Origin of the sequence: Thauera sp. (assembly GCF_047601425.1) — a bacterium.
Classification (GTDB): Bacteria; Pseudomonadota; Gammaproteobacteria; order Burkholderiales; family Rhodocyclaceae; genus Thauera.
The window spans coordinates 506,085-525,314 of the sequence record NZ_JASGJL010000001.1; the positions used below are offsets into that span (position 1 = coordinate 506,085).

Annotated in this window: 16 protein-coding genes; 13 read left to right on the forward strand and 3 right to left on the reverse strand. The window is 63.1% G+C overall.

Annotated features, from left to right (window positions below):
* The first annotated feature begins 5 nt into the window (after window positions 1-5).
* The 10 genes from nuoF (at window position 6) to QM748_RS02555 (ending at window position 11,904) form a co-directional block, all read left to right on the forward strand.
* Complete coding sequence (gene nuoF / locus QM748_RS02510; protein ID WP_415247999.1) at window positions 6-1,310, forward strand: NADH-quinone oxidoreductase subunit NuoF; 1,305 nt, start codon at window positions 6-8, stop codon at window positions 1,308-1,310.
* On the forward strand, window positions 1,304-3,643 hold the full coding sequence (gene nuoG / locus QM748_RS02515; protein WP_415245500.1) for an NADH-quinone oxidoreductase subunit NuoG: 2,340 nt from the start codon (window positions 1,304-1,306) through the stop codon (window positions 3,641-3,643). The genes nuoF and nuoG overlap by 7 nt, the downstream gene beginning before the upstream one ends.
* Complete coding sequence (nuoH, locus tag QM748_RS02520) at window positions 3,643-4,692, forward strand: NADH-quinone oxidoreductase subunit NuoH (RefSeq protein ID WP_415245501.1); 1,050 nt, start codon at window positions 3,643-3,645, stop codon at window positions 4,690-4,692. Before nuoG ends, nuoH begins: the two co-directional genes overlap by 1 nt.
* A gap of 7 nt (window positions 4,693-4,699) precedes the next feature.
* Complete coding sequence (gene nuoI, locus QM748_RS02525) at window positions 4,700-5,185, forward strand: NADH-quinone oxidoreductase subunit NuoI (RefSeq protein ID WP_415245502.1); 486 nt, start codon at window positions 4,700-4,702, stop codon at window positions 5,183-5,185.
* A gap of 33 nt (window positions 5,186-5,218) precedes the next feature.
* Complete coding sequence (locus QM748_RS02530) at window positions 5,219-5,824, forward strand: NADH-quinone oxidoreductase subunit J (RefSeq protein ID WP_415245503.1); 606 nt, start codon at window positions 5,219-5,221, stop codon at window positions 5,822-5,824.
* Window positions 5,825-5,886: 62 nt separating this feature from the next.
* Complete coding sequence (nuoK, locus tag QM748_RS02535) at window positions 5,887-6,192, forward strand: NADH-quinone oxidoreductase subunit NuoK (RefSeq protein ID WP_004333802.1); 306 nt, start codon at window positions 5,887-5,889, stop codon at window positions 6,190-6,192.
* A gap of 12 nt (window positions 6,193-6,204) precedes the next feature.
* Window positions 6,205-8,256 carry an NADH-quinone oxidoreductase subunit L gene (gene nuoL / locus QM748_RS02540; protein WP_415245504.1) on the forward strand — a complete coding sequence of 684 codons (2,052 nt, stop codon included), beginning with the start codon at window positions 6,205-6,207 and terminating at the stop codon, window positions 8,254-8,256.
* A gap of 76 nt (window positions 8,257-8,332) precedes the next feature.
* The gene (locus tag QM748_RS02545) at window positions 8,333-9,814 is read left to right on the forward strand and encodes an NADH-quinone oxidoreductase subunit M (RefSeq protein WP_415245505.1); all 1,482 of its coding nucleotides are present in this window, start codon (window positions 8,333-8,335) and stop codon (window positions 9,812-9,814) included.
* Between the two features lie 52 nt (window positions 9,815-9,866).
* Window positions 9,867-11,336, forward strand: coding sequence for an NADH-quinone oxidoreductase subunit NuoN (gene nuoN, locus QM748_RS02550; RefSeq protein WP_415245506.1), 1,470 nt, complete (start codon window positions 9,867-9,869; stop codon window positions 11,334-11,336).
* A gap of 4 nt (window positions 11,337-11,340) precedes the next feature.
* Window positions 11,341-11,904: an NUDIX domain-containing protein gene (locus tag QM748_RS02555; protein WP_415245507.1), complete on the forward strand. Its 564-nt coding sequence runs from the start codon at window positions 11,341-11,343 to the stop codon at window positions 11,902-11,904.
* 35 nt (window positions 11,905-11,939) lie between these two features.
* On the opposite strand, the gene QM748_RS02560 is transcribed toward QM748_RS02555, so the two are convergent.
* Window positions 11,940-13,121, reverse strand: a complete 1,182-nt coding sequence (locus QM748_RS02560) for a GNAT family N-acetyltransferase (protein WP_415245508.1) — start codon at window positions 13,119-13,121, stop codon at window positions 11,940-11,942.
* A gap of 329 nt (window positions 13,122-13,450) precedes the next feature.
* On the opposite strand from QM748_RS02560, the gene QM748_RS02565 reads away from it, so the two are divergent.
* Window positions 13,451-13,789 (forward strand): P-II family nitrogen regulator, encoded by a 339-nt coding sequence (locus QM748_RS02565; RefSeq protein ID WP_068634781.1) that lies wholly within the window; start codon window positions 13,451-13,453, stop codon window positions 13,787-13,789.
* Between the two features lie 55 nt (window positions 13,790-13,844).
* On the opposite strand, the gene QM748_RS02570 is transcribed toward QM748_RS02565, so the two are convergent.
* Both QM748_RS02570 and trxB read right to left on the reverse strand, forming a co-directional pair.
* Window positions 13,845-14,672 carry a Smr/MutS family protein gene (locus QM748_RS02570; RefSeq protein ID WP_415245509.1) on the reverse strand — a complete coding sequence of 276 codons (828 nt, stop codon included), beginning with the start codon at window positions 14,670-14,672 and terminating at the stop codon, window positions 13,845-13,847.
* 287 nt (window positions 14,673-14,959) lie between these two features.
* Window positions 14,960-15,913 carry a thioredoxin-disulfide reductase gene (trxB, locus tag QM748_RS02575; protein WP_415245510.1) on the reverse strand — a complete coding sequence of 318 codons (954 nt, stop codon included), beginning with the start codon at window positions 15,911-15,913 and terminating at the stop codon, window positions 14,960-14,962.
* A 197-nt stretch (window positions 15,914-16,110) separates the two neighbouring features.
* On the opposite strand from trxB, the gene QM748_RS02580 reads away from it, so the two are divergent.
* Both QM748_RS02580 and QM748_RS02585 read left to right on the forward strand, forming a co-directional pair.
* Entirely contained in the window at window positions 16,111-16,782 is a 672-nt protein-coding gene (locus QM748_RS02580; RefSeq protein ID WP_415245511.1) for a Crp/Fnr family transcriptional regulator, read from the forward strand.
* Window positions 16,783-16,937: 155 nt separating this feature from the next.
* Window positions 16,938-19,226 (forward strand): DNA translocase FtsK, encoded by a 2,289-nt coding sequence (locus QM748_RS02585; protein ID WP_415245512.1) that lies wholly within the window; start codon window positions 16,938-16,940, stop codon window positions 19,224-19,226.
* The last annotated feature ends 4 nt before the right edge of the window (window positions 19,227-19,230 follow it).

Sequence of the window (19,230 nt, forward strand, 5' to 3'; positions counted from 1 at the left end):
AAGGAATGATCCTCGCCGGCTGTGACGGCGACCGCACCTGGCGGCTCCAGGACTATGTCGTGCGCGGGGGATACTCCGCGCTGAAGAAGATTCTCGCCGACAAGACGCCTCAGGACGCCATCATTGCCGAGTTGAAGACATCGGTGCTGCGCGGCCGCGGTGGTGCGGGCTTCCCCACCGGTCTCAAGTGGAGCTTCATGCCCCGTGCGTTCCCGGGCGACAAGTACCTCGCCTGCAACTCGGACGAAGGCGAGCCGGGGACGTTCAAGGATCGCGACATCCTGCGCTACAACCCGCACAGCGTCATCGAAGGCATGATCATCGCGGCCTACGCGATGGGGGCTGCCCGCGGCTACAACTACATCCACGGCGAGATCTTCGAGGTGTATTCGCGCTTCGAAGAGGCGCTGGCCGAAGCACGGGCTGCCGGCCTGCTCGGGCAGAACATCCTCGGCTCGGATTTCTCCTTCGAGCTGTTCGCCCATCATGGCTATGGCGCCTACATCTGCGGCGAGGAAACCGCGCTGCTGGAGTCGATCGAAGGCAAGAAGGGCCAGCCGCGCTTCAAGCCGCCGTTCCCGGCGAGCTACGGCCTCTACGGCAAGCCGACCACGATCAACAACACCGAGACCTTTGCCTCGGTGCCGTTCATCATGAACATGGGCGGCGAGGCCTTCCTGAACCTCGGCAAGCCCAACAATGGCGGCATGAAGCTGTTCTCGATCTCGGGCCACGTCAATCGCCCGGGCAACTACGAGATCCCGCTCGGCACGCCGTTCTCCGAGCTGCTGGAAATGGCCGGCGGCATGCGCGGCGGCCGCAAGCTGAAGGCGGTGATTCCGGGCGGTTCATCGTCGCCGGTGGTGCCCGGCAACATCATGATGGACTGCACGATGGACTACGATTCGATCTCCAAGGCGGGGTCGATGCTCGGGTCCGGCGCGGTCATCGTCATGGACGAGACGACCTGCATGGTGAAGGCGCTCGAACGCCTGTCCTATTTCTACTTCGAGGAATCCTGCGGTCAATGCACGCCGTGCCGCGAAGGCACGGGCTGGCTGTACCGCGTCGTCCATCGCATTGAGCACGGCTTGGGCCGCGCCGACGACCTCGAACTGCTGAACTCGGTCACGACGAACATCATGGGCCGCACGATCTGTGCCCTGGGCGATGCCGCCTCCATGCCGGTGCAGAGCTTCGTCAAGCACTTCGGCGCCGAGTTCGAGTACCACATCGAAAACAAGAAATGCCTCGTATCGCCTGAAGTGCAGTACGCTGGCAGCCAAATCTACGTGAGCCCGTCATGCTAGAGATCGAAATCGACGGCAAGCAGGTCCAGGTCGACGACGGCAGCACCGTGATGGATGCTGCCGCAGCCGCCGGCGCCTATATTCCGCACTTCTGCTATCACAAGAAACTGTCGATCGCGGCCAATTGCCGGATGTGCCTGGTGCAGGTGGAAAAGGCGCCCAAGCCGCTGCCGGCCTGTGCGACGCCGGTGACCAACGGCATGAAGGTGTGGACGCACTCGGAAGTCGCCGTGAAGGCCCAGAAGGGCGTCATGGAGTTCCTGCTGATCAACCATCCGCTCGACTGCCCGATCTGCGACCAGGGCGGCGAATGCCAACTGCAGGATCTGGCGGTGGGTTATGGCTCGTCGGCTTCGCGCTACCAGGAAGAAAAGCGCGTCGTCTTCAACAAGAACCTCGGCTCGCTGGTGTCGACCGACATGACGCGCTGCATCAACTGCACGCGCTGTGTCCGCTTCACCGCCGAGATCGCCGGCGAGATGGAGCTCGGTCAGGCCTTCCGCGGTGAGCACGCCGAGATCATGCCCTTCATCGAGAAGACCATCGACTCGGAGCTGTCGGGCAACATCATCGACCTCTGCCCGGTGGGCGCGCTGACCTCGAAGCCCTTCCGCTTCGCCGCGCGTACCTGGGAGCTGTCGCGGCGCAAATCGGTGAGCCCGCACGATTCGCTTGGCTCGAACCTCATCGTTCAGACCAAGCACGACGTGGTCAAGCGCGTGCTGCCGCTGGAAAACGAAGAGATCAACGAGTGCTGGCTGTCCGACAAGGACCGCTTCTCCTACGAGGCCCTCAACAGCGACGAACGCCTGACCGTGCCGATGATCAAGCAGGGCGGCGAGTGGAAGCGGGTCGACTGGCAGGCGGCGCTCGAGTTCGTCGCCAATGGCCTGCGCGGCATCGCCAAGGACCACGGTCCGGCTTCGATCGGCGCGTTGGGTTCGCCGCACGCCACGATCGAAGAACTGTATCTGCTGCAGAAGCTGGTGCGCGGTCTGGGTTCGGACAACGTCGATTTCCGCTTGCGCCAGTCGGACTTCCGTGCCGACGGCAAGCGTAGCGGCGCCCCCTGGCTCGGCATGCCGATCGCCGGCGTCAAGGAGCTGGACCGCCTGCTGGTGGTCGGCAGCTTCCTGCGCAAGGATGCACCGCTGCTGGCGCAGCGTGTCCGCCAGGCAGCGAAGAAAGGCCTGCAGGTGAACGCGCTCGGCCCGAATGCCGAAGAGTGGCTGCTGCCGGTGAGGAATCGTGCCCTGGTTGCCCCGTCGGCCATGGTATCGGTGCTGGCCCAGGTGGTCGTGGCGCTGGCCGAAGAGAAGGGCGGTGAAGTGTCGGTGGCGCTGCGCGGCAAGCTGCCCGAGCAGGTTTCGGACGAGGCGCGCACGATCGCCAAGAGCCTGGCTTCTGGTCGCAAGGCTGCGGTCTGGCTCGGCAACCTGGCCGTGCAGCACGCTCGTGCCAGCGAACTGCAGATGCTCGCGCAGGAAATCGCTCATCTAACCGGTGGTGTCTTCGGTTTCATCGGCGAGGCGGCCAATAGCGTTGGCGGTTATCTCGCTGGTGCCGTGCCGGCAAACGGCGGCCTCAACGCTGTGGCCATGATCGGACAGGCGCGCAAGGCCTATGTCGTGCTTGGAGCCGAACCGGCCTTCGATTTTGCCGATCCTTCGGCGGCCGCTGCCGCGTTGGGTTCGGCCCAGTTGGTCGTCGCCCTGAGCGCCTTCGATTCCGAGTCGCTGCGTGGCGTCGCCGACGTGATGCTGCCGGTCGCGCCCTTCACCGAAACTTCCGGTACCTACGTCAATTGCGAAGGGCGGGCACAGAGCTTCAATGCCGTCGCCCCTCCGCAGGGCGAGACGCGGCCGGCCTGGAAGGTGCTGCGCGTGTTGGGCAACCTGCTGTCGCTCGATGGTTTCTCGCAAGCCGATTCCGAAGCCGTGCGCGCCGAAGCGCTGGGTGACGGCGTGGCGTCGAAGCTCGGCAACGGTATCGAAGGAGTCGTCGTCAACTCGTCGGAAGCCTCGGGCGGAGTGCTGGAGCGCGTCACCGACGTGCCGATCCATTTTGCCGATCCGATCGTGCGCCGTGCCGGCGCGCTGCAGAAGACCCGCGATGCGAAGGCGCCGGCGGCGCGCGTCGCACCCGTGACGCTCGCAGCGCTGGGCATCGCCGAAGGCGAGCGTGTCCGCGTGACCCAGGGCTCCGCGTCGGCAGAACTGGTTGTGCAGGCCGATCCGGCACTTGCCGCCAATTGCGTGAGGATTGCGGCTGCGCACATATCGACCGCAACGCTCGGGGCGATGAGCGGTGAATTGAGCTTGGAGCGTGCCTGATGGAATCGATGCTGCAACCCGTCGCCGAGTTCTTCGGCTCTGCCTGGCCCGCAGTGTGGACGCTGGCCAAGATCGTCGCAATCATCGCGCCGCTGATGATCTGCGTGGCCTATCTGACGCTGGCCGAACGCAAGGTCATCGGCTTCATGCAGGTCCGTATCGGTCCGAATCGGGTTGGCCCGAAGGGGCTGCTCCAGCCGATCGCCGACGGCGTCAAGCTGCTGCTGAAGGAAATCATCGTTCCGAGTGGTTCCAGCAAGGGGCTCTTCATCCTCGGGCCGATTCTCGCCATCGCACCGTCGCTGGCGGCCTGGGCAGTGGTTCCGTTCGACGACGGTCTGGTGCTGGCCAACGTCAATGCCGGCCTGCTGTTCCTGCTCGCGATCACTTCGCTGGAAGTCTATGGTGTGATCGTTGCCGGCTGGGCCTCGAACTCCAAGTATCCCTTCCTCGGTTCGATGCGAGCTGCTGCGCAGATGGTGTCCTATGAGGTCTCGATGGGCTTTGCCCTGATCTGTGTGTTGTTGATCTCGGCCAGCCTGAATCTGAGCGACATCGTCACCTCGCAGGCGAACGGTACGTTTGCCGACATGGGCCTGGGTTTCCTGTCCTGGAACTGGCTGCCGCTGCTGCCGATGTTCGTCGTCTATCTGATCTCCGGCATCGCCGAAACCAACCGCGCGCCGTTCGACGTCGTCGAAGGCGAGGCCGAGGTGGTGGCGGGCCACATGGTCGAATATTCGGGCATGGCTTTTGCGCTGTTCTTCCTGGCGGAATACGCCAACATGATCCTGGTCTCGATCCTGACCTCGGTCCTGTTCCTGGGAGGCTGGCTGTCGCCGGTGGGTTTCCTGGCGGACGGCTTCCATTGGCTGGCGCTCAAGACCGCTGCGATTCTGTTCATCTTCCTGTGGGCACGTGCGACTTTCCCCCGTTTCCGCTATGACCAGATCATGCGCCTGGGCTGGAAGGTGTTCATCCCTGTGACCCTCGTGTGGGTGTTTGTGGTGGCGGTGTGGATGATGTCGCCGCTGTCGATCTGGAGTTGAGAAGACCATGGGTGCCAAGGATTACATCGGCAGTCTGTTCCTGAAGGAATTGGTCAAGGGCATGGCCCTGACAGGGCGGCATTTCTTCCAGCGCAAGATCACCGTCCAGTTCCCCGAGGAAAAGACGCCTCAGAGCAACCGCTTCCGCGGTCTGCACGCCCTGCGCCGCTATCCCAACGGTGAGGAGCGCTGCATCGCGTGCAAGCTGTGCGAAGCGATCTGCCCGGCGATGGCGATCACGATCGAATCCGATCAGCGTGACGACGGCTCCCGCCGTACCAGCCGCTACGACATCGATCTGACGAAGTGCATCTTCTGCGGTTTCTGCGAGGAAGCCTGTCCCGTCGATGCCATCGTCGAGACGCGCGTGTTCGAGTATCACGGCGAACAGCGGGGCGATCTCTATTACACCAAGCAGATGCTGCTGGCAGTGGGAGATCGCTACGAAGCGCAGATCGCGGCCGACCGCGAGCAGGACGCCAAATACCGCTAACGGAAGGCGCCCTGCGCGCCATGAGTCAAGAACATGGAATTCAAGACCTTCGTCTTCTACTTTCTCGCCGTGATCATGGTTTTTGCGGCGTTGAGGGTGATCACCGCCCGGAACCCGGTGCATGCCGCCTTGTTCCTGGTGCTGACTTTTTTCAACGCGGGCGGCATTTGGCTGTTGCTGCAGGCGGAATTTCTCGCCATCACGCTGGTGATGGTTTACGTCGGCGCGGTGATGGTGCTGTTCCTGTTCGTCGTGATGATGCTGGACATCAATCTGGACCGTATCCGCGAGGGGTTCTGGAGCTATCTGCCCGTTGGCGCTCTGGTCGGCATCCTGATGCTGGTCGAGATGGTGATGGTGCTCGGCGGCTCCTACTTCGGGCTCGAAGCGATGCCCGCGCCGCCGCCGGTGGGTGAGGGCTACAGCAATACCCGCGAACTCGGCCGCGTGCTCTACACCGACTACGTCTATCCGTTCGAGCTGGCTTCGCTGGTGCTGCTGGTGGCGATGGTCGCCGCAGTCACGCTGACCTTGCGCAAGCGCAAGGGCGTCAAGGGCATGCAGGCCTCCGAGCAGGTGGCGGTCAAGCGCGAAGGCCGCGTGGAGCTGGTCAAGATGCAGGCCGAGAAAGAAGACTGAAACAGCACGCGAACATAGAAACGCACCGGTGACGCACCGGTGCGATCAGGGAGTCACCACAGATGCTTTCGCTTTCCCACTACCTCATCCTGGGCGCGATCTTGTTCGCGATCAGCGTTGTCGGGATCTTCCTGAACCGGAAGAACCTGATCGTGCTGCTGATGGCCATCGAACTGATGCTGCTTGCGGTGAACATGAACTTCATCGCCTTTTCGCACTATCTGGGCGACATCGCCGGCCAGGTTTTCGTTTTCTTCATCCTCACGGTCGCCGCGGCGGAATCCGCGATCGGCCTCGCGATCCTGATCGTCATGTTCCGCAACATGCGCACGATCCACGTGGATGATCTGGACAGCCTCAAGGGTTAAGGAAGCGTCACGATGACGGACATGCAGACTCTCTATCTCCTCGTGCCGCTGGCGCCGCTCGCCGGCGCGATTCTGGCCGGACTGTTCGGCAAGGCGATCGGACGCACCGGCGCACACGTCGTCACCATTCTCGGTGTGGCGATCGCGCTGGCCGCCTCGGTGTACATCTACCAGGACGTGCAGGCGGGCAACACCTTCAACGGCACGATCTACACCTGGATGGTGGCGGGCGGGATCACCTTCGAAGTCGGCTTCCTGATCGACTCGCTGACCGTGATGATGATGCTGGTAGTGACCTTCGTGTCGCTGATGGTGCACATCTACACCATCGGTTACATGGCGGAAGACCCCGGTTACCAGCGCTTCTTCAGCTACATCTCGCTGTTCACCTTCTCGATGCTGATGCTGGTGATGTCCAACAACTTCATGCAGCTGTTCTTCGGCTGGGAAGCGGTGGGCCTCGTCTCGTATCTGCTGATCGGCTTCTGGTATGAGCGTCCGACTGCGATCTACGCCAACATGAAGGCCTTCCTGGTCAACCGTGTCGGCGACTTCGGCTTCCTGCTCGGCATCGGCCTTGTGGCTGCCTACACCGGTACCTTGAACTATGCCGAAGTGTTTGCCCAGGCAGACAGCCTGGCCTCGCAGGAGATGGCCGTCACCGGCTGGCCGCTGATCACCGCGATCTGCATCTGTCTGTTCATCGGCGCGATGGGCAAGTCCGCCCAGGTTCCGCTGCACGTCTGGCTGCCCGATTCGATGGAAGGCCCGACCCCGATCTCGGCGCTGATCCACGCCGCGACCATGGTGACCGCCGGCATCTTCATGGTGGCGCGCATGTCGCCGCTGTTCGAGCTGTCCGACACCGCGCTGTCCTTCGTGCTGGTGATTGGCGCCACGACCGCGCTGTTCATGGGCTTCCTCGGCATCGTCCAGAACGACATCAAGCGTGTCGTCGCCTACTCGACGCTGTCCCAACTCGGCTACATGACGGTGGCGCTCGGCGTGTCGGCCTACTCGGCAGCCGTTTTCCACCTCATGACGCACGCCTTCTTCAAGGCCCTGCTGTTCCTCGGCGCCGGCTCGGTGATCATCGGCATGCACCACGATCAGGACATGCGCAACATGGGCGGTCTGTGGAAGTACATGCCAATCACCTGGTTCACCTCGCTGCTGGGTTCGCTGGCGCTGATCGGCTTCCCCCTGTTCTCGGGTTTCTTCTCCAAGGACTCGATCATCGAGGCAGTGCATGCCTCGACCATCCCGGGCGCCGGCTACGCGCTGTTCTGCGTCATGCTGGGCGTGTTCGTGACCGCGTTCTACTCCTTCCGCATGTACTTCCTGGTGTTCCACGGCAAGGAGCGCTTCGGCCAGGCTCATCACGCACATGATGACCACCACGGGCATGACGACCATCATGCGGAAGCACATGGCGACGACGACCACGGCCATGACGACCATCATCACCACGGCCTCGCGCCGGGGCAGAAGCCGCACGAGTCGCCTTGGGTGGTGACGGTGCCGCTGGTGCTGCTGGCGATTCCTTCCGTGCTGATCGGTTTCTTCACCATCGAGCCGATGCTGTTCGGCGAATGGTTCAAGGGCGTCATCTTCGTCGGTGACAACCACGTCGGCCTGAAGGAACTCGAGGCGAGCTTCCACGGCCCGCTGGCGATGGCCCTGCACGGCCTGCAGACTGCGCCGTTCTGGCTGGCGATGGGCGGTGTCGCAGTGGCCTGGTTCTTCTACATGGTGAGGCCGGACATTCCGGCCGCGATCCAGCGCATCTTCAAGCCTATCCACAGCCTGCTGGAGAACAAGTACTTCTTCGATCGCTTCAACGAGATCTTCTTCGCCGGTGGCGCCCGTGCGCTCGGCAAGGGCTTGTGGAAAGTGGGTGATCAGGCGCTGATCGACGGTGTCGCCGTGAATGGCACGGCCAGGCTGGTGGGCTGGGTGGCGCAGATGTCTCGCCTGTTCCAGACCGGCCACCTGTACCAGTACGCCTTCGTCATGATCATCGGCGTGTTCATCCTGCTTACCTTCTGGTTCAACCGCGGGTAAGCGGGGCTGGGCGATCAGGAACTACACATAACAAGATGGAACGCGCCGTTCGCGGCGCACTGAACGGAAAGCAACGATGACGGACATTCCTCTCCTCAGTCTGGCGATCTGGGTGCCGATTCTCGGCGGCCTGCTGGTGCTCGCGACCGGCTCCGATCGCAATGCCCCGCTGGCACGGATGCTCGCCTTGGCGGTTGCCGTGGTGGGTTTCGTCGTCACCCTTCCGCTCTATACCGGCTTCGACACGACGACCAGTGCGATGCAGTTCGTCGAACTGACTTCGTGGGTGCCGCGCTTCAACATCAACTACAACCTGGGTGTCGATGGCATCTCGGTGTGGTTCGTCATCCTCAACGCCTTCATCACCATCATGGTCGTGCTGGCGGGCTGGAAGGTGATCGAGGATCGTGTGGCGCAGTACATGGCGGCCTTCCTGATCATGTCGGGCCTGATGAACGGCATCTTCTCGGCACTGGACGGCGTGCTGTTCTACGTGTTCTTCGAGGCCTCGCTGATTCCGCTGTACCTGATCATCGGTGTCTGGGGCGGCCCGAACCGCGTCTATGCCGCGATCAAGTTCTTCCTCTACACGCTGCTTGGCTCGCTGCTGATGCTGATCGCGCTGCTGTACCTGTTCATGCAGTCGGGCGGCAGCTTCAGCATCCTCGACTGGCACCAGCTGCCGCTGCCGATGGAGCCGCAGATCCTGATCTTCCTGGCCTTCCTGATCGCCTTCGGTGTCAAGGTGCCGATGTGGCCGGTGCATACCTGGCTGCCGGACGCCCACGTCGAAGCGCCTACCGGCGGCTCGGTGGTGCTGGCCGCGATCGCGCTGAAGCTCGGTGCCTACGGTTTCCTGCGCTTCTCGCTGCCGATCGTGCCGGATGCGGCTCAGGAGCTTGCCTGGCTGGTCATCACGTTGTCGCTGATCGCGGTGGTCTACATCGGCTTCGTCGCCCTGGTGCAGGCCGACATGAAGAAGCTGGTCGCCTATTCGTCGATTTCGCACATGGGTTTCGTCACTCTGGGCTTCTTCATCTTCAATCAGATGGGTGTGGAAGGCGCACTGGTTCAGATGATTTCGCACGGCTTCGTTTCCGGTGCGATGTTCCTGTGTATCGGTGTGCTGTACGATCGCCTGCATTCGCGCCAGATTGCCGATTACGGCGGTGTGGTGCACACCATGCCGAAGTTCGCGGCCTTCTTCATGCTCTTCACGATGGCCAACTCCGGCCTGCCTGCAACCTCGGGGTTTGTCGGCGAGTTCATGGTCGTGCTGGGCGCGGTGCAGTACAACTTCTGGATCGGCTTCGTCGCCGCGACCACGCTGATCGTCGGCGCAGCCTATTCGCTGTGGATGTACAAGCGTGTGGTGTTCGGCAAAGTGGCGAACAAGCACGTGGCGGAACTCGAGGATATCAGCGGCCGTGAGTTTGCTTTCCTCGCCATCCTTGCGTTCTGCGTGCTTGCGATGGGTCTGTATCCCTATCCCTTCACCGAAGTGATGCACGCTTCGGTCAACGAACTCCTGCGGCATGTTGCCGTGAGCAAGCTCTGAGTGCCGTCAGGCTCGAGGCACCTTTAGAGACACTTAACGGACTGGTCAGAAGATGAACTTTGTCGTCCCCGACTTCTACCCCGCCGCGGCAGAGATTTTCGTCGCCGTGATGGCCCTGGTGATCATGCTGGCGAGTACCTTCGCCCGCAGCATCGCGCGCACGTTGGCTTACTACGCAACGCAGGCGACGCTGATCGTCGCTGCCTTCATTACCATCTACACGATGCAAGGCGAGCCGGTTTACACCTTCAGCGGCCTGTTCATCAGCGACCTGATGGGCAGCTTCCTGAAGCTGATGATCTATTTCGCCACCGCCATCGCGTTGCTGTATGGCCGGGGCTACCTCGCCGACCGCAAGATCGACAAGCCCGAGTATTACCTGCTGGCGCTGTTGATGACCTTGGGCATGATGGTGATGGTCACGGCCAACCATATGCTGCCGATGTACATCGGCCTGGAAATGATGTCGCTGGCGCTGTACACCATGGTCGCCTTCGACCGCGATTCCGCGCGCTCGACCGAAGCTGCAATGAAGTACTTCGTGCTCGGTGCGCTGGCCTCGGGGCTGCTGCTGTATGGCATGTCGATGGTCTATGGCGCTACTGGTTCGCTGGAATTCTCCGCAGTGGCCCAGTCGATCTACAACCAGGCCGCGAACCAGACCGTGCTCACCTTCGGTCTCGTCTTCCTGGTGGCCGGCATCTGCTTCAAGCTGGGCGTGGTGCCCTTCCACATGTGGGTGCCCGACGTCTATCAGGGCGCGCCCACTGCGGTGACGCTGATGATCTCGGCCGCACCCAAGCTCGCCGCTTTCGCGATGGCTGTTCGCTTGCTGATCTGGGCGCTGTTCGACGTCGCCGAGGAATGGCAGGGCATGCTGATGCTGGTCGCGGTGGCTTCGATCGCACTCGGCAACCTCGCGGCGATTGCCCAGCAGAACATCAAGCGGATGCTGGCCTATTCGGGTATCTCCCACATGGGCTTCATGCTGCTCGGCCTGCTGGCGGGTGTCGTCGATGGTGACCGGCACTTCGCACTGAATGCCTACAGCTCGGCGATGTTCTACGCCGTGGCCTACGTCATCATGAGCCTGGCATCCTTCGGCATGCTGATCCTGTTGTCGCGCGCAGGCTTCGAAGCCGAGAACATCGATGACTTCAAGGGCCTCAGCAGGCGCAGCCCGTGGTTCGCGCTGATGATGCTGTTCGTGATGTTCTCGATGGCGGGCGTACCCTTCTTCATCGGCTTCTTCGCCAAGCTGGCCGTGCTGCAGGCGGTGGTGGCTGCGGGCTACTTCTGGCTGGCCGTGGTCGCGGTGCTGTTGTCGGTGGCTGGTGCGTTCTACTATCTGCGTGTCGTCAAGGTGATGTACTTCGATGCGCCGGTCGATGAGTCGCCGATCCATGCGCCGGCCGAAGTCCGGGTCATGCTGTCGGCGAACGGTATCGCGATTGCCGCTCTGGGCCTGGCACCACAGATGCTGATGTCGCTGTGCGCCTACGCTTTGCTCGGTTCGCTTTGATCCGGTGATTAGTTCCCAGCCCGATCCGCTGGAAGAACGGGAACTGTCGAGCGAGCAGCTTCTCGACGGCAGGCTGCTCAAGGTCTGGCGTGATCGGGTGTTGTTGCCTGACGGCAGCGAAGGAGTGAGGGAATATATCCGTCACCCTGGCGCCGTCGTCGTGGTTGCAGTTTTGCCGGATGGCCGTCTGCTGTTCGAGCGCCAGTTCCGCTATCCCTTGCGCAGGGTGTTCCTGGAATTGCCTGCAGGAAAGATCGACCCCGGCGAGGACATCCTCGCCTGCGCCCAGCGGGAACTTCGCGAGGAAACCGGCTACGAGGCGCAGCAGTGGCGCTATGTCGGTGTGATGCATCCATGTATCGGTTATTCCAACGAGCGGATCGAAATCTTCCTCGCCACCGGTCTGGGCCATGTCGGGCGCCAACTGGACGAAGGTGAATTCCTCGAATTGCTCGCGTTGAGTGTGGAAGAGGCGGAGGAAGCTATCCATCGCGGGGAGCTTACCGATGGCAAGTCGATCGCCGCGCTCTACCGCAGCCTGCCAGTGCTCGAAGCTGGAGTGGGCTGAGCAAGCTCGCGCCATCTCATCTCCGCCAAGGCTTCTCAGCGATCTTCAGGCTCGGTTCGCTTGTATGGAGCATGCTCGTCGAGTTCGTTCAGGTAGAAGCCCATCTGCGTGCGTTCCCGTTCGAGATAGTCATCCACCGCAGCACTGAAACGCGGATCGGCGATCCAGTGGGCTGACTGTGTCCTGACCGGCAGCAGGCCGCGCGACAGCTTGTGCTCGCCTTGCGCGCCGCCCTCGAAGCGTCGCAGCCCATGCTCAATGCAGTACTCGATCGCCTGGTAGTAGCACAGCTCGAAGTGCAGGAAAGGGAGGGCTTCGGTCGTTCCCCAGTATCGTCCGTAAAGGGCGCTGTCGTCGCGCAGGAAGAAGGCGCAGGCAAGCGGCTGCCGATCCCGTTCGGCGAGCAGCAGCAGGATCTTGTCCGGCAGGCCTGCAGCGAGCTGCAGGAAGAAATCGAGATTCAGATAAGGTGTCGAGCGGTGCGCTGCGTAGGTATTTGCATAGCATCGGTACAGGAAAATCCAGTCTTCTTCCCTGGCGCTATGGCCATCGAGCCAGCGCATCTGCAGGCCATGTGCGGTGGCACGGCGGCGCTCCTGGCGGATCTTCTTGCGCTTGTCGTGGTTCAGGCTGCCGAGGAAATCCTCGAAGTCGAGATACAGGCCTGCATCGTGTGTGTCCGCGGCCCTGGTGCCGTTTTCCCAATGGAATTGCACACCATGGCGCACGGCGAGTCCGCTGTCCTGCAGCAGTTTCAGATCCTGATCGTCCGGGAACAGGACGTGCAGCGACGACAGACCGCTGGCTTCGACATGGCGCAGCACGCCGTCGATGAGCAGCCCGCGCGCTGCAGGCGAACGCCCGAGGATGCGAGGCCCTGGAATCGGTGTGAATGGAATGGCTGCCAGCCACTTCGGGTAATAGTCCAGGCCGTGTTCCTGGTAGGCCTTTGCCCAGGCCCAGTCGAAGACGTATTCACCCCATGAGTGCGTCTTAAGGTACAGCGGCATTGCGGCGATCAGCTGCCCGTTTTCCCACAGCGTGGCATGCCGGGGGACCCAGCCGCTGTGCCTGCCCACACAGGCACTTGTTTCCAGTGTCTGCAGGTAGGCGTGGCTCAGATGCGGAGGGGCTGGATCCAGCGTCAGGGCATCCCAGTGCTGAGGATTGATTCTGGCGATGGAATCGAAAAAATGCAGGCCGTCGAGCAGGGGCATCGGGAGGAGTCGGTGAAGTGCCGGGAGCGTGGCAGTGTCGTGGCAGCACGACCGGGACGCTGCCCAAAAATTGTGCAGCGCAAAGATACGCTTTGGCGACGGCCACTTGCAAGCGCTGTCCACGGCTTATCCACAGGCTTGCGCACCCAGCGTGTGAGTTGTCCACGCCCGATGGCCGCAGCCGTGTCGATTCGGGCGGCCGTGGCTGAGGGGCAGGCGATGCTTCCGTGCTGAACGCTGCTCAAGCAAGGTGGCAGGAATTCGGTAAGGAGGGGCGTTATCCGATAACATCCCGACACCACAACGAATATCAGGATCAGGAGAGGCCGATGAAAAAGATCGAAGCGATTGTCAAGCCGTTCAAGCTGGATGAAGTCCGCGAGTCCCTGTCGGAAGTCGGCATTACCGGCTTGACGGTCACCGAGGTCAAGGGTTTCGGCCGCCAGAAGGGCCATACCGAGCTTTATCGCGGGGCGGAATACGTCGTCGATTTCCTGCCGAAGATCAAGGTCGAGGTGGTGGTGAGCGACGAACTGGTCGATGCCGCTGTCGAAGCGATCGTCAAGGCGGCCCATACCGGCAAGATCGGTGACGGCAAGATTTTCATCATGCCCGTCGAGCAAGTCATCCGCATCCGTACCGGCGAAACCAACGAAGCAGCAATCTGATCGACGAGAAGGGGGCAACGAAGCGGACGGCGAAGGGCCGTTCCAGCTTGCCTCCTCAGTTGCGTGCGGCGTTCTGCGCGCGCAGCAGCACCAGCAGGGCGCCTCCGCCGCCATCGTGCGGGCCGGCCTGGCAGAAGGCCAGGATTTCCTCACGCTGGGCGAGCCAGCCACGCGACAGCTGCTTGAGAATCGAGACTTTGCCGGGCGAGCCATGGCCCTTGCCGTGGATCACCCGGATGCAGCGCCTGCCTTGGAGCAGGCTGTCGCTCAGGAAGTGAGCCAGCGCGTCACGCGCCTCGTCGCGCACCAGGCCGTGCAGGTCGAGCTGGCCCTGCAACACCCAGCGCCCCCGCCGCAGGTCCGTCAGTATCCGCCGCGGCAGACCGGGGCGCAGGAAGGCTGCCTCTTCTCCCATGTCCAGCCTGTCCTCGAAGCTCAGTGGAGCCGCCAGGGATTCGCCGAGTGCCGCACGTTCATCCTCTTCGCGCTTTAACGGTGCGGGCTGGGGCGCGGGACGCTGCAGTTCGACACGGTTGCGGGTGTCGATGGGGCGAGCGTCGCCCACCATGCTGTGGAACAGGGACACGGGGTCGTCGCTGTCGGTGCCGGCGGGCAGAATGAGTCCGTCCGGGCGTTCCACCCGCGCTTTGTCCGCAGCCGGCATGCGCATGCCGTGCCTGAGCGGGGTGTCGAGCTCGACACGACCGCTTGCCCGCAGCGGCACCACACCTTCATAGGCGAGGCTCAGTGCATCCTGTCTTGCGGCTGATTTGCCCGGCCCGGCGTTTTCCTCGTCCTGCTGCGGCGCCCTCGGACGTGGCAGCGGTGCCGGCCGGGCCCGTTCGATCTCTGCGCGGTTGCCGCCGCGGATCGGAGTGGCCATGCCCACGCTCCTGTGGAACAGCGCCAGTTCGGCCTCATCGGGTTGCGGGGACGCTGCGGCTGCTTCTTCGGCAGTACCGGGAACGGAGGAGGGCCGTATTCGCTTGCCTGCAGCAGCTTGTGGCGCCGGTGCAGCCATGTCGCCACCGGTGCTTCGCAATTGCTTGCGCAAACCTGCGAACGGCGCGTTGCCGCTGGTTGGCCGGGACGGGCGGCCGTCGCCGGCATGCTTGTCCGCCGGTTCGGCCGGCGGGGCAGGCGGGCGCGGGCGACGGCTCATGGGGCTGTTCAGTTGCCGAGGCTGTCGAGGTAGCGCTCGGCATCGAGCGCCGCCATGCAGCCGGTGCCGGCCGAAGTCACGGCCTGGCGGTAGGTGTGATCCTGGACGTCGCCTGCGGCGAAGACTCCGGGAATGCTGGTCTGCGTGGCGTTGCCGTTGCGTCCGCCCTGGGTGACGAGATAGCCGCCTTCCATCTCGAGCTGGCCTTCGAAGAGGTCGGTGTTCGGCTTGTGGCCGATGGCGATGAACACGCCCTGCAGGCCGACGTCGCGGGTTGCACCGGTATTCACGTCCTTGATGCGCATGCCGGTGACGCCGCTGTTGTCGCCGAGCACTTCGTCGAGCGTGCTGTTGAGCGCCAGTTCGATCTTGCCCGCAGCGACTTTTTCCATCAGCTTGTCGATCATGATCTTCTCGGCGCGGAATTTTTCGCGGCGATGGACCAGGGTGACCTTCCTGGCGATGTTGGCGAGATACAGCGCTTCTTCGACCGCAGTATTGCCGCCGCCGATCACGGCAACGTCCTGGTTGCGGTAGAAGAAGCCGTCGCAGGTGGCGCAGGCCGACACGCCGCGGCCGGCGAACTTCTCTTCCGAGGGCAGGCCAAGATACTTGGCGGTTGCGCCGGTGGCGATGATCAGCGCATCGCAGGTGTACTCGCCCGAGTCTCCGACCAGACGGAAGGGCTTTTCCGCCAGTTTCACGGTGTGGATGTGGTCGAAGATCATCTCGGTGTTGAAGCGTTCGGCATGTTTCTGGAAACGTGCCATCAGGTCAGGGCCGAGCACGCCGTCGGCGTCTGCCGGCCAGTTGTCAACTTCGGTCGTGGTCATCAACTGGCCGCCCTGGGCGAGGCCGGTGATGAGAACGGGAGCGAGGTTCGCGCGTGCTGCATACACGGCTGCGGTGTAGCCGGCTGGGCCGGAACCGAGAATGAGCAGGCGGGCGTGTTTGGTGGTCATCGGAAGCTTTCCTGCGGGTTGCGGACGAAACTGGAATTATAGCCGAGCCTCGATGGGCCGGCCGCCGCCGCAGACCGGCACAAGCGTGATGACAAACGGCGATCTAGGTCAGCGCGATCGCCGGGGCAATATTCGTTTACACTTGTTGAATATCGTCCAGACAAGCCTGCCAGCGCAGGCTCTTCCATGGAGTCAGCATGTCGAAAACCGCTGCAGTGTCCATCATCGCCCTGAAGACCTTCCCGCTCTTTCACGGGCTGTCAGACGATGTGCTCGCCAACGTGGCCCGCGTCTCCATGATGCGGCGGATCGCGCGTGGCCAGCCGGTCGTCAATGCGGGTGACCGTTCCGATTTCGTCTATTTTGTCCTGACCGGAAGCCTCAAGGTCATCGTCAGCGACGAGGACGGACGCGAAGTGATCCTGTCGATCCTCGGCCAGGGCGAACTGTTCGGCGAAATGGGCATGTTCGACGAGCAGCCCCGTTCGGCCTCGGTCGTGGCGGTCGTGCCGGCCGACCTCGTGCTGATCGCCAAGCAGGATTTCCGCGTGATCATGCGCGACAACTTCGATATCGCCTGGCGGATCATGTGCAATCTGGCCAGCCGCCTGCGCAATGCCGATCGCAAGATCGAGAGCCTGGCGCTGATGGACGTGTATGGCCGCGTCGCCCGCCTGCTGATCGAGATGGCTGAGGACGTGGGCGGCGAGACGGTCGTGGTACGCAAGATATCCAAGCAGGACATCGCCAAGATGATCGGTGCCTCGCGCGAGATGGTCAGCCGGGTGATGAAGGACCTGGGACAGCAGGGCCTGATCGAGGAGCGTCCGCAGGGCATCATCCTGCGGGAACGCCTCAGCGAGGTCTGATTCCGAAAGCTGATCCGGCAGGGGCGCGCTGCCTGGGGCCGGCACGCCAGTACGGCCTGGGGCTTTGTGAGGATGCGCAACGCGGCGCGGGAGCTGGGGGGCGTATCGCTTATAATCGACGCTGTTGTTTCATTCAGGTTTAGCGCCGTCGTCCCATGCAGTCTCGCTCGTCCCGCCCCCAGCCCCTGCCCGAAAAGATCTCGCTGCTGCTGCAGGAGGCTCGCTGGCTGATCCTGGGCGTCATGTCCCTTTACGTCGGCCTGATCCTGCTTGGCTACAGCAAGACCGATCCGGGCTGGTCCCATGCCTCGGATGTTGCCAGCGTGATCAATCCCGGCGGGCGCTTCGGCGCGTGGCTGGCCGACCTGCTGCTCTACCTGTTCGGGCTTTCGTCCTGGTGGTGGGTGATCTTTCTCGGCTACAGTCTGCTGTGGGGCTTCCGGCGGCTGAAGAACCGGCTGACGCTGGACCACCGTTCCTTCATTTTCGTCATGGCCGGCTTCCTCGTCGTGCTGCTGACCAGCAGCGCGCTCGAGTTCCTGCGCTTCCACAGCCATGGCGCCCAGGTGCCGCTCGCGCCGGGCGGCCTGCTGGGGATGGAAATCGGCGGACTCATCCAGCGTTATTTCGGCTTCACCGGCGGTACGCTGCTGCTGCTCGCGCTGATGGCTTCGGGGTTGTCGCTATTCACCGGCGTTTCCTGGCTGGCCGTGGTCGAGCGGGTGGGGTTGCTGCTGGAGCAGACCGTGCTGGCCGTGCAACAGGGCTGGCAGCGCTGGCAGGACCGCCGTGTGGGCCGTGAAGTGGCGCAGAAGCGTGAAGCCGTGATCGAAACCCGGCGGCGCAAGACCGAGAAGGAGCCGCCCGCGCCATTGCGCATCGAGCCGCCGATGATCGCCGTGCAGAAATCCGAGCGCGTCGACAAGGAGCGCCAGCAGACGCTGTTCGCCGATGCAGGCGCAGGTGCGATGCCGCCTCTGGCGCTGCTCGATCCCGCCTCCGGAGATGTCGAGCCGCCCTCGGCCGATGCGCTGGAATTCACCTCGCGGCTGATCGAGACCAAGCTCGGCGACTTCGGCGTCGAGGTCAAGGTTCTGGCCGCTTATCCGGGGCCAGTGATCACGCGCTACGAAATCGAGCCGGCGATCGGCGTCAAGGGCAGTCAGGTGGTCAATCTGGCCAAGGATCTGGCGCGCGCGCTGTCGCTGGTGTCGGTACGGGTGGTCGAGACGGTGCCGGGCAAGTCCTGCATGGCACTGGAGCTGCCCAACCCCAAGCGGCAGACGGTGCGGCTGTCCGAGATCGTCGGCTCCAAGGTCTATCACGACATGAATTCGCCGCTCACCGTGGTGCTCGGCAAGGACATCGGCGGCCAGCCGGTGGTGGCCGACCTGGCCAAGATGCCTCATCTGCTGGTGGCCGGCACCACCGGTTCGGGCAAGTCAGTCGGCATCAACGCGATGATCCTGTCGCTGCTCTACAAGAGCGAGCCGGACCGCGTGCGGCTGATCATGGTCGACCCGAAGATGCTCGAGCTGTCGATCTACGAAGGCATCCCCCATCTGCTGGCGCCCGTCGTCACCGACATGAAGCATGCGGCGAATGCGCTGAACTGGTGCGTCGCCGAAATGGACAAGCGCTACAAGCTGATGGCGGCGGTCGGCGTGCGCAACCTGTCCGGCTACAACAAGGCCGTGCTGGAAGCGCGCAAGGCCGAGACGCCACTGACCAACCCCTTCTCGATCACGCCCGAAAACCCCGAACCGCTCGACACGCTGCCCTACATCGTGGTCGTGGTGGACGAACTGGCCGACATGATGATGGTGGTCGGAAAGAAGGTGGAAGAACTGATCGCGCGCCTTGCGCAGAAGGCGCGGGCGGCCGGCATCCACCTGATCCTCGCCACGCAGCGGCCGTCGGTGGATGTCATCACCGGCCTGATCAAGGCCAACGTGCCGACCCGCATCGCCTTCCAGGTGTCCAGCAAGATCGACTCGCGCACCATTCTCGACCAGATGGGCGCCGAAACCCTGCTCGGCATGGGCGACATGCTTTATCTCGCGCCGGGCACCGGCCTGCCGGTACGGGTGCATGGCGCCTTCGTCGCCGACGATGAGGTGCACAAGGTGGTGGATCACCTCAAGCGCGTCGGTCCGCCGGACTATGTCGAAGGCATCCTGTCGCCGCCCGAGGACGACCTGGAGGCCGCGCTCGGCGGCGGAGGCGATGGTGGCGATGGCGAGGCCGATCCGCTGTACGACCAGGCGGTCGAAGTGGTGATCAAGACCCGCCGGCCGTCGATCTCGCTGGTGCAGCGCCACCTTCGCATCGGCTACAACCGTGCGGCACGCCTGATCGAACAGATGGAACGTGCCGGCCTGGTATCGGCGATGGGCAGCAATGGAAACCGCGAAGTGATCGTCCCGGCCAAGGAGAGCGAATGATGGG